Consider the following 17,311-nt stretch of genomic DNA (forward strand, 5'->3'; position numbering starts at 1 on the left):
GCTTCCCGACGACGCGCGCCGGTCGCCTCATCCCGCGCCGCGTCGCTCCCTGACCAGCGAATCGACCACCGCCGGATCGGCGAGCGTGCTCGTGTCGCCGAGCTGGTCGGGTGCGTCCTCCGCGATCTTGCGCAGGATGCGCCGCATGATCTTGCCGCTGCGGGTCTTCGGCAGGCCCGGTGCCCACTGGATGTGGTCGGGCGTCGCGGTCGGGCCGATCTCGGACCGCACCTGGCGCACCAGTTCGTCGCGCAGCGCATCGTCCGGCGCCCTGCCGGCGACCAGCGTCACGTAGGCGTAGATGCCCTGGCCCTTGAGGTCGTGCGGGAAGCCGACCACCGCCGCCTCGGCGACGGCCGGGTGGAGCACCAGCGCGCTCTCGATCTCGGCGGTGCCGATGCGGTGGCCGCTGACGTTGATGACGTCGTCCACGCGCCCGGTGATCCACCAGTGCCCGTCCGCGTCGCGACGCGCGCCGTCGCCCGTGAAGTACATCCCGGGGTAGGCCTTGAAGTAGGTGTCGAGGAAGCGCCCGGGATCGCCGTACACCCCGCGCATCTGCCCCGGCCATGAGCCGAGCAGCACGAGGTTGCCCTCGGCCTCGCCCTCGAGGATCCGGCCTTCCGCGTCGACGAGCGCGGGTTCGATTCCCGGCAGCGGATCCATTGCTGCGCCGGGCTTCATGGCCGTGCCGGGCAGCGGCGCCATCAGGATCCCGCCGGTCTCGGTCTGCCACCACGTGTCGACGACCGGGCACCGCCCCTCGCCGACCACCTCGAAGTACCAGCGCCACGCCTCCGGGTTGATGGGCTCCCCCACGGTGCCGAGCAGGCGCAGCGAAGCACGCGACGTGGACCGCACCGGGCCGTCGCCTTCGCGCATCAGCGCGCGGATGGCGGTCGGCGCGGTGTAGAACGCGGTCACCCCGTGGCGGTCGACGACCTGCCAGAAGCGCGACGCGTCCGGCCACGTCGGCACGCCTTCGAACACCACGCAGGTCGCGCGGTTCGAAAGCGGTCCATAGACGATGTAGCTGTGGCCGGTGATCCAGCCCACGTCCGCGGTGCACCACCACACGTCGTCCTCGCGCAGGTCGAACGCGAGTGCGTGCGAGTGGCTGGCGTACGCCAGGTATCCACCGGTGGTGTGCAGCACGCCCTTCGGTTTCCCGGTGCTGCCCGAGGTGTAGAGGATGAACAGCGGATCCTCCGCGCCCATCGGTTCCGGGTCGCAGGCATCCGGCTGGCCCTCGACCACGGCGTCGTACCAGCGGTCGCGCGGCATCTGCATCGGCACGGAGGCGCCCGTGTGGCGAACGACCAGCACGGTGTCCACGCTTCGGGTGCCGTCGAGGGCGAGCGCGGCGTCGACGTTCGCCTTCAGCGGCACCGCCTTGCCGCCGCGCAGGCCCTGGTCGGCGGTGATGACGAGCCGGCTGCCGCAGTCGGCGATGCGGTCGGCGATCGACTGCGGGGCGAAGCCGCCGAACACCACCGAGTGCACCGCGCCGATGCGCGCGCAGGCGAGCATGGCGACGACCGCCTCCGGGATCATCGGCAGGTAGAGGGTGACCCGGTCGCCCTTGCGCACGCCGAGGTTGCGCAATGCGTTGCCCAGGTGGCAGGTGCGTGCGTGCAGTTCCCGGTAGCTGATCCGCCGTGGTTCGTCCGCGGGATCGTCCGGTTCGAACACCAGCGCGACCTTGTCGCCGTGCGCGGCGAGGTGGCGGTCGAGGCAGTTGACGCTGGCGTTGAGCACGCCGTCGTCGAACCAGCGGATGTGGAAGTCCGCGGGGTCGAAGCTGGCGTCGCGGATGCGGGTCGGCGGGCGGATCCAGTCCAGCCGGCGGGCCACGCCCGCCCAGTACGCATCGGGGTCGCGGGTCGCCGCCGCGCGGTCCGCCGCCACGTCGGCGGGCGTCCGCCCGGGCACGAACCCGTCCGGGACCGGGACCAGGGTCGACGTCATGGGCGCACCTCCGAACGCGGGATGCGCCAGTGTGCCGCAGCGGTCGGGGCCGGGCGACCGGGTGCGCGCAACGCGCCGTTCCGCGGGGGTGCCTGGCGGGGGGCCTCAGCGCGGGGGCGCGGCGAGCTCCGCGGCGTCGAGCAGGCCGTCGCGGTCCGCGTCCTGCCGCGCGAAGGCGGCCGCCAGCGCACGCAGGTGCGAGGCCCGGTCGACAGGCCTGCCACGGCCGCCAGGCAGCTCATGCGGCGCGAGGACCCCGTCGCCATCGCGGTCCATGCGCGCGAAGGCGTAGCCCATCCACGCCTGGTACTCGGCCAGCGATACCCGGCCGTCGCCATCGCCGTCCATGCGGTCGAGGTAGGCCCGGCTCGTGTCGACCTGCGCCGGTGCGGCGGCCGTGCCCAGCAAGGCCGCGAGCAGCGCGGCGGCGGGCCCGGAACGCGACAGGCCCGCATGTCGCCATGCGGGCCTGCGCGGAGCCTTCCGGGTCGCCGGCATCACGCCGCCTGCAGGCGGTATCCCTTCAGGCGGGCCGAGTAGTCCTGCAGTGCGCGGATCCCGCTGGCCTCGGCCTCGTGGCACCACTCCTGCAACCGGTGCAACGTGGCCTGGGCGTCCTGTCCGCGCGATTCGAGGACCTCGGACAGGCGCGAACGCGCCTCGACCAGCGCCTGGATGCGCGGCCGCTGGGCCACCCAGTCCTGCAGTTGCGCGCGCGCGTCCGGCGCCAGCCAGCGGCCGTCGTCGGCCAGGCCGCGGCGCAGCTTCCGCGGCAGCAGCCTGCGGGGCTTCGAACCGACCGCCGCCGCCTCCTCGCGCAGTGCGGGCTTGAGCACGTGGCGGCTGAAGTCGGTCATGGCCTGGAAGCGGTGCGCGAGCAGCGCCCTGAGCGTGTCCGCGTCCGGCACCGGGATGTTCGGGCGCACGTCCAGGCTCGGCGCCACGCGCAGCACCTTGGCCAGGCCCAGCATCTCGAAGCCGCGGATCGCGGCCCAGCCGATGTCGAACTCGAACTTGCGCAGCGCGAACTTCGCCGACGAGGGGAACGCGTGGTGGTTGTTGTGCAGTTCCTCGCCGCCGATCCACACGCCCCACGGGCTGAGGTTCGTGGCGGTGTCGGTGGTCTCGAAGTTGCGGTAGCCCCACCAGTGGCCGAGGCCGTTGACCACGCCCGCGGCCCAGAACGGGATCCACGCCATCTGCAGCGCCCAGATCGCCACGCCCCAGAAGCCGAACAGCAGGAAGCTGGCGACCAGCAGCAGGGTCGGGCCGAGCGTCGCGTGCGGGGTGTAGAGCGTGCGCTCGATCCAGTCGTCGGGGCAGCCCTTGCCGTACTTCTCGATGTCGTCGCGCTGGCCGCGCGCGTCGCGGTACAGCTCGACGCCGCGCCAGAACACCGTATCGATGCCCTGGAACATCGGGCTGTGCGGATCCTCCTCGGTCTCGCACTTGGCGTGGTGCTTGCGGTGGATCGCCACCCACTCGCGGGTGATCATCGAGGTGGTGAGCCACGACCAGAAGCGGAACACGTGCGCGACGGCCGGGTGGAAGTCCACGCCGCGGTGCGCCATCGACCGGTGCAGGTACAGCGTGACCGAGAAGATGGTCAGCTGGGTGGCGACCAGGAAGTAGATGGCCAACGTGCCGAGGCCGGCCTGGGCCAGGCCGCCGGCGAGGAAATCGATCAGCGAGGTGGGCATCGGGTGCTCCGGTGACGAAAACGGGGCGACGCGGGCCACCCCACCGCGCATGATGCCAGCGTGAGGCCCCCGGGGGCACCCATGCGCCGGCGTATGGCGTGACGGGGGTTCAGGTCCACGCGCCGGGGCGCCCGTCTGCGACACTCGCGCGATGCCCGAGCTGCCCGAAGTCGAGACCACCCGCCGCGGGCTGGAGCCGCACCTGGCGGGGCGCACGGTGCGTTCGGTCCGCCTCCGGCGGCCGGACCTGCGCTGGCCGATCCCGGCCGAGGTCGCCGACCTGCTCCCGGGCCAGCGGATCGAATCGGTCCGCCGGCGGGCCAAGTACCTGCTGGTCGACGCCGCCGCGGGCAGCGCCCTGCTGCACCTGGGCATGTCGGGCAGCCTGCGGGTGCTCGACGCGGACGTCCCGCCGCGCGCCCACGACCATGTCGACATCGTCCTGGATTCGGGCCGCGTCCTGCGCTTCAACGATCCGCGCCGGTTCGGCTGCCTGCTGTGGCAGCCTGCGGGCGAGGTCCACCCGCTCCTGCGTGGCCTGGGGCCGGAACCGCTGTCGGGCGACTTCGACGGGGCGTGGCTGTTCCACCGCAGCCGGGGCCGGCGGGTCGCGGTGAAGGCCTTCCTGATGGACCAGGCCACGGTGGTCGGCGTGGGCAACATCTACGCCGCCGAAGCGCTGTTCCTGGCCGGCATCTCCCCGCTGCGCGCCGCCGGGCGGATTTCCCGCGCGCGCTACGAGGCCCTGGCCGCGGCGGTGAAGGCGGTGCTCGAGCACGCCATCGGCCGCGGTGGCACGACGCTGCGCGACTTCCTTGCCCCGGATGGCGCGCCCGGGTACTTCGAGCAGGAGCTGTCGGCCTACGGGCGCGGGGGCGCGCCGTGTCCGCGCTGCGGCCGCCCCCTCCGCCAGGCCCTCGTCGCCCAGCGGACGACCGTCTGGTGCCCGGCGTGCCAGCGATGAGCCGCGCCGCCCGGGCACCGGACGGCTGAAGCCACGCGCCGCGCGGCGTATGATCGGCCGCCCGGGGGGCGCAATGTCTGAATTGGTCGAGATCACCGAGTGGCTGGATGCCGCGCGCGGCGGGGACCGCGGCGCGCTCGACCGCGTGCTCGCCACGCTGTACCAGGAGCTGCACGCCATGGCCCGCCGCCAGCTCGCGGGCCAGCACGGGCACACGCTCGACGCGACGGCGCTGGTGCACGAGGCCTACCTGAAGCTGATCGGCCGCAACACCGCGCAGTTCGACGACCGCGCGCACTTCTTCGCATACGCCGCGTCGGCGATGCGCAGCGTGGTGGTCGACTACGCGCGCCAGCGCCTGGCGCAGAAGCGCGGCGGCGACCTGCACCGCGTCACCGACCTGCCCGAAGACCTGGAGGGCGGCCTGCGGCTCGACGAGGAAACGCTCGGCCTGGACACCGCGCTGACCCGCCTGGCGGCGGTGGACACGCGGCTGGCCCAGGTGGTGGAACTGCGTTATTTCGCCGGGCTGTCGGAGCTGGAGATCGCCAACCTGCTCAAGCGGTCCGAACGCAGCATCCGGCGCGACTGGCAGAAGGCGAGGCTGTTCCTGCTGGCATCGCTCAAGGAGTCCTGAGTGCGCCGCGCGGCGGCCACGCGGGTCCGGGGCCGCGGGGCGGCGGGCTGAGATGGACGCCGAGCGCTGGCAACGGGTGTCGCCGCTGCTCGACGCGATGTTCGAGCTGTCGGACGAGGAACGCGAGCGCAGCCTCGAGCTGCTCCGCGACGAAGACCCGCAACTCGCCGCCGACCTCGCCGAACTCATGGCGCTCGAGTCCGAGCGCGAGGATTTCCTGTCCGAACCGCTGATCGCGCCGCTGCCCGGCGCGCACCCGGGCACGATCGTCGGTCCGTGGCGCCTGGAGCGGATGCTCGGCGAGGGCGGCATGGGCCAAGTCTGGCTCGGTGGCCGCGCCGACGGCCTCTACCAGCGCCGCGTCGCGATCAAGCTGCTCCGGCCGGGCCTGGTCGAACCCAACCTGCGCCTGCGCTTCACCCGCGAGCGCGACATCCTCGCCCGGCTGGCACACCCCAACATCGCGCGCCTGCTCGACGCCGGCATGGGTCGCGACGGGCAGCCCTACCTCACGCTCGAGTACATCGAGGGCGAGCCGATCACCGACTGGTGCCGCGCGCGCCTCACCCCGCTCAGCCAGCGCCTGAAGCTGTTCGCGCAGGTCTGCGCCGCGGTGAGCCACGCACACGCGAACCTGATCGTCCACCGCGACCTCAAGCCGTCGAACATCATGGTCACGCCGGCGGGCGAGGTGCGCCTGCTCGACTTCGGCATCGCCAAGCTGCTCGACCACGAGGGCCCGCCGCCCGAGCACACGCGCACGGGCATGCGCGCGTTCACGCTGCACTACGCGGCGCCGGAGCAGATCCGCGGCGAGCCGGTCACCACGATGACCGACGTTTACGCGCTGGGCGTGGTGCTGTACGAACTGCTCACGGGCGTGCGTCCGTACCGCCTGCCGCGCGAGAGCGACGGGGCCTGGGAGGAGGCAATCCTCCACCAGGACCCGCAGAGGCCGTCCCAGGCGCTGTCGCGCAGCGCGGAAGCCGGGCGCCTGCCGGTGCAGGACCAGCGGCGCCACGCGCGGATGCTGTCCGGGGACTTGGACAACATCGTGCTCAAGGCGCTCGGCAAGACACCGGAACGGCGCTATCCCTCGGTCGAGGCGATGTCGCTGGACCTGGCGCGCTACGCCGATGGCCGGCCCGTACAGGCCCGGCCGCAGGGCGTGGCGTACCGCCTCGGCAAGTTCGTGCGGCGTCACCGGTGGCCGCTGGCGACCACGGCCTTCGGCCTGGTCGTCGTCGCCGCCGCGGTGCTGGTGGTGGCGGGCCAGGCGGCGCGCGCGCTGGAGGACGCGGCCCGCGCGCAGGCGATGCAGGACTTCATCATCGGCCTGTTCGAGCAGGCCGGCGGCGCGGCGCCGGGCGAAGGCCTGGACCTCCGCCGGCTGCTGGAGGCCGGCGTCGACCGCGGCAACCGCGAGTTGCGCCAGCAGCCGCGGGCCCGCGCCGAACTGCTCGGCCTGGTCGCCCGCCTGCGCATCGGCCTGGGCGACTACGCGGACGCGTCGATGATGCTCGACCGGCAGGCGCTGATCATCGACAGCCTGCCGCGCGTCCCGCCGGGCCTGCGCCTGGAGTCGGTCACCCTGCGTGGACAGAGCCAGCGGCTGATGTCGCGACCCGGCCAGTGCACCGTGACCATGCAGCCCTGGCTGGACGAGGCCCAGCGGCTGCAGGCGCAACTCGCCTCCCAGGCCGCCGAGTTCTATTCGCAACTGGGGCGCTGCCGGCAGGCGCTCGGGGAACGCAACGTCGCGCGCCAGCTGTTCGAGCGGTCCCTGGCCGCCCGCGATGCGTCCGGCGACACGGCCGGCGCGGTACAGAACCTGTCCGACCTCGCCACCCTGCGGCTGGATGCCGGTGAGCCGCGGGCGGCGCTCGACGGCTACACCAACGCGCTGCTCCGCCTGCGCCGCGGTGCCGGCGCGGGTCATCCCCAGGAGATCGAACTGCTGTCGGGCATCGCCGCCAGCCGTCGCGCGCTCGGCGAATTCCCCGCGGCGGAGGCGGCCCAGGCGCAGGCGGTGCTGCTCGCGCTCGACCTGCACGGCACGCAACACCCGCTGACGCTGCGCCAGCGACGCGCGCTGGCCGCGATCCAGCGCGAGGCGGGCCGGCCCGAGGATGCGCTGGCGGAACTGCGCGACGCCCACCGCCTGCTGGTCGACCGCTTCGGCCCCGGGCACGTGGAAGTGGCCGCCAGCCACCAGGCGATCGCGCTGGCCGAACAGGCGTCGGGCCGGCTGGGCGCGGCGCTCGCGACGCAGGCGGAGGCCGTCGAGATCTGGCGCGACTCGCGCCAGGCGCGCCTGCTCGCGGAGGGCCTGTACGTCCAGGCCCGGATGCTGCACGCGGCGGGCGACGACACCGCCGCGGCCCGGGCGCTGGACGAGGTGCGCGTGCTGCTGGCCGAGATGTCGGGCGCGAGCGCCCCCTCGCCCGCGCAGCTGGCGCGCCTGGCCGAAGAGATCACGGGTGCCGCGCAGGATCCCGCGGGGCGCTGACGCCGATCAGCCGGGCGGGCGGGGCAGCGGCAGGGGCGCCTGCGCGGGATCGATCCCGCCCTCGCCGCGCATCACCCGCTTGAACTCCGCGCGGGACACCGACACGTAGCGCTCGTTGCCGCCCACCTCGACCTGCGGCCCGTCGCGCACCGCGCGCCCGTTGTCGTCCACCCGCACGGTCATCGTCGCCTTGCTGCCGGTGTGGCAGATGGTCTTGATCTCGGCCAGCTCGTCGGCCCATGCCAGCAGCGCCGCGCTGCCCTCGAACAGGTCGCCGCGGAAATCGGTCCGCAGGCCGTAGCAGAGCACCGGGATGCCGAGCGAATCGACCACCTCGGTCAGCTGCCAGGCCTGCGCCCGGGTCAGGAACTGGGCCTCGTCCACCAGCACGCAGTGCAGCGGCCCCCGCGTCCCCACGCTCGCGCGCACCATGCGTTCAAGGTCGTCGCCGGCGGAGAACGGCGTGCCGTCGGCACGCAGGCCGATGCGCGAGGCCACCGTCCCGCTGCCGTCGCGATGGTCCAGCGCCGGCGTGAGGATGGCCACGCGCATGCCGCGCTCGCGGTAGTTGTGCGCGGACTGCAGCAGCGTCGTGGTCTTCCCGGCGTTCATCGCCGAGTAGTAGAAGTAGAGCTTGGCCATGCGCGCAGTCTAGATGCGCGCCTGGCCCCGCGGACCACCGGCGCGGTCAGGGCGTGGGCGCGGGCTCGCCGTCCGCATCGCGCACGCGCTCGATCGGCAGGATGTCCACGCGCCCGGTCGGCGGGTCCTTCCAGGTCCGGTCCTGCCACGCCCAGTAGCGATCCGGCTCCCAGAAGGTGTCGTCGTAGTACTGGCTTCCCAGGATCGTCTGCGGCTCGCCGCCCGGGCCGGGCACGGTCACCTGAAGGTTGCCGACGAAGCCGGTGCGGCTGCCGGTGGTGTTGCGCCGCTCGCGCTTGAGGATGCGCGCGAGCCGCGGCTTGGCCTCTGCATCGCGGTACTCGTCGAACAGCGGGCGGCCGACCTCGACCGCGCGCGCGCGCTCGGCATCCGACAGCGACGCCCAGTACTGCTCGCGCTTGGCGATGAACAGCGTGTAGCCGCGTTCGCCCGCCAGGTCCATCCACGCATACGCCTGCGCGCGGTCCGCAGCGACACCCGCCATGCCGGTCCAGTACAGTTCGGCCAGCATCGCCTGGGAGGGCTTGTCCCCGTAGCGGGCGGCGCGTCGGAAATAGGCGGCGGCCTCGTCGCCTTCGCCGCGCTCCAGCGCCATCACGCCCTCCCGGCGCCAGCGCAGGTCCGGGTGAGCGGCGAGGAAGCCTTCGCTGTTCATGATCATCTGGCGGTCCACGCCGCCGGGCGCGTCGTCCTGCGCGAGGGCGGGCGCCGCCAGGGCGAGCGCCAGTCCGAAGGCCACTGCGCGGGCGACCGCGCGGGTTCCGGTATCCATGCCTGCCATCCACTCCATGTGATCGGGTGCGGTGGAGCCTATCGGCGGGGCCGGCGGGCCGCAGGTGCCGGAAGTCGGCATGACCGCCGGCCGCGGATGCGACAATGCATGCCGTTCGCGACGCCATCCGCTCCCGAAGACCCATGCAAGGCCTCAATCCCCCGCAGCGCGCCGCCGTGGCGCACGACGACGGCCCGCTGCTGGTGCTCGCGGGCGCGGGCAGCGGCAAGACCCGGGTGATCGTGGAGAAGATCGCGCACCTGGTCGCCAGCGGACGGATGCCGGCGCGCCGGATCGCCGCGATCACGTTCACCAACAAGGCCGCGCGCGAGATGCGCGAGCGCGTGGGCAAGCGCCTGCGGGGCGACGCCGCCGAGGGCCTGACCGTCTGCACCTTCCATGCGCTCGGCCTTCGGATCCTGCAGGTCGAGCATGCGCGGATCGGGCTGCGCCGCGGCTTCTCGGTGTTCGATTCGGAGGACAGCGCCGCGCAGGTCAAGGACCTGATGCCGGCGGGCAGCAAGCCGGACGCGATCGACGCCATGCGCGGCCTGATCTCGCGGGCCAAGAACGCCTGCCTGTCGCCCGAAGCCGCCGCGGCCGAGGCGCGCAGCACGCGCGAGCACGAGGCCGCGACGATCTACGGCCTGTACCAGGCACGACTGGCGGCGTTCAACGCGGTCGACTTCGACGACCTGATCCGCCTGCCCGTGCAGCTACTGGAGACCGATGCCGAGTGCGTCGCCGGCTGGCGCGAGCGCATCGGCTACCTGCTGGTCGACGAGTGCCAGGACACCAACGACGCGCAGTACCGGCTGCTCAAGGCGCTGGCGGGCACGCGCGGGATGTTCACCTGCGTGGGCGACGACGACCAGTCGATCTACGCCTGGCGCGGCGCCAATCCCGACAACCTGCTGCAGCTCGGCCGCGACTACCCGGACCTGCGCATCGTCAAGCTCGAGCAGAACTACCGCTGCAGCAACCGCGTGCTGCGCGCCGCCAACGCGCTGATCGCGCACAACCCGCACGAGCACCCGAAGACGCTGTGGTCCGACCAGGCCGACGGCGAACGCATCCGCATCTGGGAATGCCGGGACGCCGAGCACGAAGCGGAGAAGGTCGCCGACCGGATCCACTTCCTCAACCAGTCGCGCGGCGCGCCCTGGAGCGACTTCTGCATCCTGTTCCGGGGCAACCACCAGTCGCGCGCGCTGGAGAAGGCGCTGCAGCTGCTGCGCGTGCCCTACCACCTGTCCGGCGGCACCGCGTTCCTCGACCGCGGCGAGGTCAAGGACGCGCTGGCGTGGCTGCGGCTGGTGGCGAACCCCGACGACGACGCGGCGTTCCTGCGCGCGGTGGCCTCGCCGCAGCGCGGCGTCGGCGCCGGCACGCTGGCGAAGCTGGCCGAACTCGCGCAGCACGCGCACCTGCCGCTGGCACGCGCGGCCGAGTCGATCGGGCTGGTGAAGCAGTTGCCCGCACGCGCGGCCAACGCGCTGCAGGGCTTCGTCGACGTGGTGCGCGGCCTGCGCGCGGAGGCGGCGCGGGTGGCGCCGCCCGACCTGGTGCGCACGCTGGCCGAACGCTCGGGCCTGCTGGCCGCGGTGCGCGCGCAGTGCAAGGACGAGGCCATGTTCCAGCGCCGTCGCGCGAACCTGGAGGAACTCGCCGACTGGTTCGAGGGCGCCCACGGCGGCGGGCCGGGCGAACTGGCGGCCGCGCTGGCGCTGCTGTCGCACGCCGACAAGGGCGAGGCCGGCAACCAGGTGCGGTTGATGAGCCTGCACGCCGCCAAGGGCCTGGAGTTCCGCTACGTTTTCATCGTCGGCGTCGAGGACGGCAACCTGCCGCACGAGGCCAGCATCGAGGAGGGCCGCACCGACGAGGAGCGGCGCCTGCTGTACGTGGGCATCACCCGCGCCAAGGAGCAGCTGTGGCTGAGCCATTCGCGCGAGGCGCGCCGCTGGGGCGAACGCCAGCGCAACCTGCCCAGCCGCTTCCTCGACGAACTGCCGGCCGCGGAGATCCAGCGCGACGGCGCGGATCCGGAAGCCGACGCGGTGGAGCGCAGGGCGCGCGCCGACGCCGGCTTCGCCGCGATCCGTGCGCTGCTGGACGTCTGACCCGCGCGGGCGACCCGCTCAGTAGGTGATCGTGGCGGTGACCGTGTCGCGGTAGGTCCCGCCGGGCGCCGCCTGCCCCGCGGGCACGCGTCCATGGATCGTCAGCGTCTCCTGCGCCCCGGTTCCCGACCCGTTGCGCACCGGGTCGGGCGTGCCGTCGCCCCACCGGAGGCTGCGCGCGGCGTCCTGGAACAGGTCGTAGTCCAGCACGTCGCCCGCCGCGCTGCGCATCCGCCGCTGGCTGCCGGCGGCATGCAGCCCGTCGCCGAGGGCGACGGTGTACGGCAGGTTGCGATTGCATGTCGCCCGCAAGGCGATGCCGGCGTCGACCGGCGCGGTGATGGCGCCCGCCACGGTACCGAAGTCGAGCAGCGGGTCCACGCTGACGGTGCAGCGCCCCGCGACGAAGACCGCGACGTCGAACCGCCCGCCCGAGAACGTCCCCGTGCTGGCGGGATTGCCGCATTGCGAATTGCCGGGCTTGATCTCGCCCACCAGCGTGTCGTCCGTGGTCGAGGACTGGTAATGCCCCGCGGCGGGCGCGCCGCCCGCGGCCATCCGTGCGTACAGGGTGGGTGTCGCGTTGCCCTGCCCGGACGCGCCCAGCGGGATCGTCAGCAGCACGCGTCGCGCGGGGCCGTCGTCCCAGGGTTGCGTGTGCGAAGGATCGGCCGACAGCGCATACGGGAGTGCGTCCGGACCGGAGACCATCCGCCGCGTGCCCGCCGGACCGGTCGCCGGGGCGATCCCCATGCACAACCGGACGGTCGTGTCCGGCGTCCCGCGGCATTCCACGCTGACCGGCGCGGCCACGTCCACCTGCGGCACCGGCGTGGGCACGTTGCCGAAGTAGATGTCCGGCACGTTCGCGCTGCAGCTCTGCGCGCGCGCCGTCGCGGCGGCGGACAGTCCGGCCAGGAGGATGGCGAAGGTCAGCGGGATCCGGATGCTGGGCATGTCAGTTCTCCAGGCACGGGAGCGGTCCGATGCGGACCGGTGCGCCGTCGGTCCCGCCGGTCGTCGGGGGCAGCGCATACCGGCAGTCGCCGACCGACAGCACGTCGCCGGCGGCGTGGTCCTCGAGCCAGGCCTCGCCCTCCAGCCCGACCAGGAACGGGCCCGCGCCATGTGGCCGTTCGCCACGGCTGCCGGCGGGCACGGGCGCGCCGTCGGCATCCAGGAGCGTGACCCGCGCTGGGCGGATGCGCGCGATGTCGAACGTCACCAGGACCGCGCCCTGGTCGGCCGGCGTGGCGAACGTCTCGAGCGGGGGCAGGCGGTAGCCGGCGCCCAGGCCGTCGGGATCGATCGCCAGGCGGTTGCGCTGCCAGCCCCGCAGTCCGGGGACGAGCAGCAGGCCGTCGGACCCGCTGGTCCCGAGCAGCCGGTTCTCGTACAGCACCGGGACGCCGGGTACCCCGCGCGTGCTGACCACCGCGAAAGCGTCCTGCACTCGCCGGCTCGCGAACAGGCCGCCCCCCATCCACACCAGGCTGCCCGCCGCCTGCGCGAAGCCGCCCGTGGCCCCGTCGACGTGGTCCATGCCGAGCGTCGCCTCGCCATGCAGGCCGCGGACAGTGGCGGCGGCCCGCCCGTGCGCGTCGCCGGCGCGATGCCCGGCCTGCACGTCCCAGCCCCAGCCGGTGTCGTACGGCACCGACTGGCGGAGCCCCAGGGTCGCATCGACGCGCCCGTCGGCATGGTTGGCCGACATCCGCGCATCGCGGCGCCGGCCGAGCGGGAGGTTGAGGCTCAGGCTGATGCCCAGCCCGCCGCGGGTGCTGTCGAAGGCGCTGGCGTACGCGTACAGGCCATGCGCCCAGGTACGCGACCAGGTCAGCGCGTGGATGCGGTCGGCTTCGCCGCCGAAGTCGTCCGAACGTACCCACGAGTACCCGAGCGTGCCGCGCGGCAGCGCCATCCAGAGCGACGCACGGTCGCGCGCCCGCGGGCGGGTGTCGAAGGGCACCGTACCGTCGGCAACCGGGTCGTCCACGGCCAGGGCCCCCAGGTCGCGGTAGCCGCGGCCGTAGCGCTGCGCCTGGAGTTCGATCCCGAATCGCCGGCTCATCCACTGGTAGCCGGCGCTGCGCAACCATCCGGACGTCTCGTCCCGCCCGCCGCGTGCGGCCGCGACGTTCACCACGCCGGCGCGCGGACCGGGCGACCAGACCGCACCGGCGCCCGCGAGGCGCAGGTCGCCACCGGCCTCGAGATGGCCTTCGAGGGTCAGCGCGCGGGTGATGCCGCGTCGATAGCTCGCGCTGGCGACCATGGTGTCGCCATAGCCGTCGTCCGCGCCGGCGTAGCCGGTCCGCAGGCGGCCCGCCTCGAGGCTGAAGTCGGCCAGCCCGGGCGCCAGGCGCTGGTAGTCCACGTACAGCGGCACCGATGTCTCGGTGACGCGTCCGAGCGCATCGCGCACGAGCAGGGTCGCCTCGCCCGCGCCCGTGATCCGCGGGAACGCATCGATGACGAACGGGCCCTGGTCGACGTCCGCGCTGAAGCGGCTGACGTTGTCGACCAGCAGTTCCACCGAGGACGGCACGGTCGCCTCCCCGCCGAACGCGGGGGATGGATACGTGACCAGGTCCGGCCGCAGCCCGAAGTTGCGCCGCCACTGGACCCCGCCCAGGCGCACGGGCCGCGTCCACGACAGCCCGCCGCTGACCAGGTCGCCGACGGTCCAGGTGCTCATCGTCCGCGGGTCGCCGTAGGTCCAGCGCGTGTCGAGCCGGCGGAACCCGGCATCGCCCGCGCCGAACGCGCGCACGCCACCGTGCTCCACGGCGCCCCAGCGACCGAACAGGCGCGCCATCGCCGACAGCGACAGCGTGTCGACGCCGCCGAGGCTGCGCGCATAGCCGTCGTAGTTGACCAGCAGGCCCGCGTCGCGCCGCGCGTCGACGGGTCCGGCCGGTGCGTCGCCCAAGCGCTGGAGCGGACGCAGCGCCGCGGGCACGTGTAGCACGAGCCGCTGCTGCGCCGGCAGGTAGGCGTGGCGCAGGCCCGGCAGGTCGTCCAGCGCGATCCATCCGCCCGCATCCGCTGGGGCGCCGTCGACGACGAGGTCGAGTTCGCGCAGCGCATCCGCGCGTGCGTGCAGCCGCCCGTCGCGCAGGCGGAACTCGCCGAGCCGGCCGGTCGGCCGGTCGCCGAACCAGACTTCGAGGAACAGGCGCGCGCCCGCGTCGGCGTCGACCGCGGCGTCCGTGGACACGCCGCCGATCCCCGGCAGGCCCAGTTCCTCCAGCGTGAGTGGCGCGGTCGCGGCGCCGGCGGTCCCTGCGCCCGCGGCGCGCGCGCTCGCGGGTGTGCCGCCCCCGTCCGCCGCCACGGCCAGGACCGGTGCGCAGCAGAGGCCGAGGGCGATCGCCCGCGCGAGGGGACTACGGCTGGTGCGTGACCGGCACGGTGGCGGGTTCGCCATTGAGCCGTGTCTCCAGCCGCCACCCGGCCCGCAGGGACGCGGTGGCCGGCGCGGGCAGCGTCCAGCGCCGCTCGCTGCCGGGCAACACGTACCCGAACAGGCCGTCGGTGAGTTCCGCGGTCGCGCCCGCGGGATCGACCAGGCGCGTGGCGCCCAGCTGGGCCGCCCGCCCGCCCGCGTTGCGGCAGGCCAGCACGTCGCGGGAGACGCCGCAGTCGAGCGCGGGCGCGCGGCCATCCGCGGCGCGTGCGAACAGGGGCACCACGTAGCGCAGGCGTAGCTCGATCGCTCCCGCCGGCGAGGCGTCCGGCGCGGGCAGTTCGTCGACCACCAGCCGGTAGGTCGCATCGGCGCCGGCGGGCGCGTCGCCCAGCCGCACGACACGGACCACCTGCTGCCCCCCGGGCGGGATCGTGGTGATCATCGGGCTGACCGCGATCGCGTCGGTCGGGGCGAGGCGGTCCTCGCCGTCGCGCTGCAGCCAGTCGAACACCCGCACCTGCGCGGACACCGGCGCGTCGCCCGAGTTGGCGAGCACCAGCCGCCCGGCGCGATCCGATGGCTGCAGTTCCACCAGCGTCGGATGCGCCTGCAGCTGGCCACGCGCGACGGCGTGGCCGGCCGGGAACATCGCCAGCAGGCAGGCGAGCGCGAGCGCGCCGCGCATCCTCAGAACTCGATCGTCGCCGTCACGACGTCGTTGTACGTGCCGGCACCGACCGACTGGCCGGACGGGACGCGACCGTAGACGGTGATCGTCTGCGCGCTGTTGGTGCCCGTGCCGCCAACCTCGTCGCCGCTGCCCTGCGCGCCCCACACGGTGGTGCGGCCGGCGTCCTGGTAGAGGTCGTAGTCGACGAACTGGGTGCCGTTCGACATCCGCCGCTGGCCGCCGCTCGCGTTGTTGCCCGCGCCCAGGCCGATGTCGTAGATCGCGCCGTTGTTGCAGTTGACCGTCAGGTCGGTGCTGCCGTCGATGTCGGCGGCGATATTGCCGGTGACCGAACCGAAGTCCAGGTCCGAGGCCGTGTTGCCGGCGGTGATGGTGCAGGCGTTCTGGACGACCAGCTGGACGCCGAAATCGGCCGTGTCGGTGCCGGCCGAGGCGCTGGACAGGCCCGCGGCCACGAGCGCGGTGGCGAGCAGGGAAGACTTCAGGATGTTCATCGCGTCACTCCGGAAAGGTCTGGTGTTGGCCGAAACGCCGGACCGCGTGGGTGGCCGGTTCGTTGCCCGGGGTGCGTTTTGCACGGATCGTGCCAACCGGGGGCGCGCGGAGACTAACCCGCGATGGCGGTCACGGTCCATACAGGTGCCGCGTCGCGCTCGTTTCGTGCGCACGGTCACGGCGCGCGCGCCGGTGGGCATGGACGCGCAGGGGCAGAAACTGCCGCGAACCGGGGCGCCCCGGTCGTCCGCGATGCCGGCCAACTACACTCGTCCGCCCGCCCCGGAGTCCTGCCATGACGCCTCCCGCCACGGTGTGCCGCCGGCTCGCCGCCCTGCCGCTGCTGTTGCTGGCCGCGTGCGCGACGACGACGCCTCATGGCGGGGACGCCCCGCAGCCCGCCGCCGACGACAACCTGAACGCGGTGGCCTGGATCCAGACCGCGCCCGAGTACGCGGCGGTCGCCGAGCAGACCTGGCGCGCGGCAACCGCCCGCCTCGATCCCGCGCTGGCCGACCCGACCTGGGACGCGCTCGTCGCATCCGACCGCGATGGCGGCACGTTCGACGGACTTCCCCCCGCGATCGTGGTGGATGTCGACGAAACGGTGCTCGACAACTCGCCCTACCAGGCGCGCCTGGTGCGCACGGGCGCGGAATACACCTCGGCCAGCTGGGATGCCTGGGTCCGCGAGGCCAGGGCCGTCGCCGTCCCCGGCGCCCTGGCCTTCGCGCGCGCCGCGCAGTCGCGCGGGATCACGATGATCTACCTGAGCAACCGCACCGAAGCGCAGGAGACGGCGACGCTCGCCAACCTGCGCGCGCTCGGCTTCCCGGTGGCGGCGGGCGACGTGTTCCTCGGCAAGGGCACGGCCGTCCCCGGCTGCGTCCAGCCCGGGGACAGCGACAAGCGGTGCCGCCGCCGCCTGGTGGGCGGCCGCTACCGGGTCCTGCTGATGCTGGGCGACCAGCTGGGCGACTTCGTGGCCGAGGACGCGGGCGACCGCGACAGCCGGCAGGCGCTGTACGCCGCGCATGGCGCGCGCTTCGGCGACCGCTGGTGGATGCTGCCGAACCCGAGCTACGGCGGATGGGAGCCCGCGCTGTTCGACGAGGACTGGTCGCTGTCGCGCGAAGCGCGCCGCGAGCGCAAGCGCGACGCGCTCCGCACCGGCGATCGATCCCCATAGGATTCATGGCGTTGCGGACCGGGCCTGATGTGTTGCATCAGGTCGTGCCCACCGCTACGCTCCCGGTCGACCGGCCCGGCCGGAACCCCGCCACAACCGACGTCCTCCGGCATGTCCGGACTTGAGGAGGCCCAGCGCCTCCTTTTTCTTGCCCGGTTGCCGCGACCGGCAGGGGCATGCAGGATGCC

Annotated in this window: 13 protein-coding genes and 1 pseudogene; 5 read left to right on the forward strand and 9 right to left on the reverse strand. The window is 73.7% G+C overall.

The genetic code is table 11. The features are described 5' to 3' along the window. Positions 1–27 precede the first annotated feature (27 nt). From acs to ACYU7H_RS11090, 3 genes and pseudogenes are all read right to left on the reverse strand, one after another. A pseudogene (gene acs, locus ACYU7H_RS11080) lies at positions 28–1,890 on the reverse strand (acetate--CoA ligase); the annotation flags it as partial. A gap of 183 nt (positions 1,891–2,073) precedes the next feature. Further along, positions 2,074–2,466 (reverse strand): EF-hand domain-containing protein, encoded by a 393-nt coding sequence (locus ACYU7H_RS11085; protein ID WP_460814709.1) that lies wholly within the window; start codon positions 2,464–2,466, stop codon positions 2,074–2,076. Continuing rightward, positions 2,466–3,668, reverse strand: a complete 1,203-nt coding sequence (locus tag ACYU7H_RS11090; RefSeq protein ID WP_460814711.1) for a DesA family fatty acid desaturase — start codon at positions 3,666–3,668, stop codon at positions 2,466–2,468. Before ACYU7H_RS11090 ends, ACYU7H_RS11085 begins: the two co-directional genes overlap by 1 nt. Before the next feature lie 151 nt (positions 3,669–3,819). On the opposite strand from ACYU7H_RS11090, the gene mutM reads away from it, so the two are divergent. The 3 genes from mutM (at position 3,820) to ACYU7H_RS11105 (ending at position 7,778) form a co-directional block, all read left to right on the forward strand. Beyond that, on the forward strand, positions 3,820–4,632 hold the full coding sequence (gene mutM, locus ACYU7H_RS11095; protein WP_460814713.1) for a bifunctional DNA-formamidopyrimidine glycosylase/DNA-(apurinic or apyrimidinic site) lyase: 813 nt from the start codon (positions 3,820–3,822) through the stop codon (positions 4,630–4,632). A 73-nt stretch (positions 4,633–4,705) separates the two neighbouring features. Further along, the gene (locus tag ACYU7H_RS11100) at positions 4,706–5,269 is read left to right on the forward strand and encodes an ECF-type sigma factor (RefSeq protein ID WP_460814715.1); all 564 of its coding nucleotides are present in this window, start codon (positions 4,706–4,708) and stop codon (positions 5,267–5,269) included. A 52-nt stretch (positions 5,270–5,321) separates the two neighbouring features. Beyond that, positions 5,322–7,778 carry a serine/threonine-protein kinase gene (locus ACYU7H_RS11105; protein WP_460814717.1) on the forward strand — a complete coding sequence of 819 codons (2,457 nt, stop codon included), beginning with the start codon at positions 5,322–5,324 and terminating at the stop codon, positions 7,776–7,778. 6 nt (positions 7,779–7,784) lie between these two features. Here ACYU7H_RS11105 and ACYU7H_RS11110 read toward each other — a convergent pair whose 3' ends face one another. Then, positions 7,785–8,420 carry a thymidine kinase gene (locus ACYU7H_RS11110; RefSeq protein WP_460814719.1) on the reverse strand — a complete coding sequence of 212 codons (636 nt, stop codon included), beginning with the start codon at positions 8,418–8,420 and terminating at the stop codon, positions 7,785–7,787. Between the two features lie 46 nt (positions 8,421–8,466). Beyond that, positions 8,467–9,213 carry a hypothetical protein gene (locus ACYU7H_RS11115; protein ID WP_460814721.1) on the reverse strand — a complete coding sequence of 249 codons (747 nt, stop codon included), beginning with the start codon at positions 9,211–9,213 and terminating at the stop codon, positions 8,467–8,469. Positions 9,214–9,356: 143 nt separating this feature from the next. Here ACYU7H_RS11115 and ACYU7H_RS11120 point away from each other — a divergent pair, with 143 nt between their 5' ends. Further along, entirely contained in the window at positions 9,357–11,336 is a 1,980-nt protein-coding gene (locus tag ACYU7H_RS11120; RefSeq protein ID WP_460814723.1) for a UvrD-helicase domain-containing protein, read from the forward strand. A gap of 18 nt (positions 11,337–11,354) precedes the next feature. Here ACYU7H_RS11120 and ACYU7H_RS11125 read toward each other — a convergent pair whose 3' ends face one another. The 4 genes from ACYU7H_RS11125 to ACYU7H_RS11140 form a co-directional block, all read right to left on the reverse strand. Continuing rightward, positions 11,355–12,293, reverse strand: a complete 939-nt coding sequence (locus ACYU7H_RS11125; RefSeq protein WP_460814725.1) for a Csu type fimbrial protein — start codon at positions 12,291–12,293, stop codon at positions 11,355–11,357. Between the two features lies 1 nt (position 12,294). Further along, a complete protein-coding gene (locus ACYU7H_RS11130; RefSeq protein WP_460814726.1) occupies positions 12,295–14,556 on the reverse strand; it encodes a fimbria/pilus outer membrane usher protein in 2,262 nt (753 codons plus the stop codon). A 169-nt stretch (positions 14,557–14,725) separates the two neighbouring features. Next, entirely contained in the window at positions 14,726–15,433 is a 708-nt protein-coding gene (locus ACYU7H_RS11135; protein ID WP_460814728.1) for a fimbrial biogenesis chaperone, read from the reverse strand. Positions 15,434–15,435: 2 nt separating this feature from the next. Then, a complete protein-coding gene (locus ACYU7H_RS11140) occupies positions 15,436–15,933 on the reverse strand; it encodes a Csu type fimbrial protein (protein ID WP_460814729.1) in 498 nt (165 codons plus the stop codon). Between the two features lie 296 nt (positions 15,934–16,229). Here ACYU7H_RS11140 and ACYU7H_RS11145 point away from each other — a divergent pair, with 296 nt between their 5' ends. After that, the gene (locus ACYU7H_RS11145; protein WP_460814731.1) at positions 16,230–17,123 is read left to right on the forward strand and encodes a 5'-nucleotidase, lipoprotein e(P4) family; all 894 of its coding nucleotides are present in this window, start codon (positions 16,230–16,232) and stop codon (positions 17,121–17,123) included. Positions 17,124–17,311 lie beyond the last annotated feature (188 nt).

This window comes from Luteimonas pelagia, assembly GCF_054776035.1.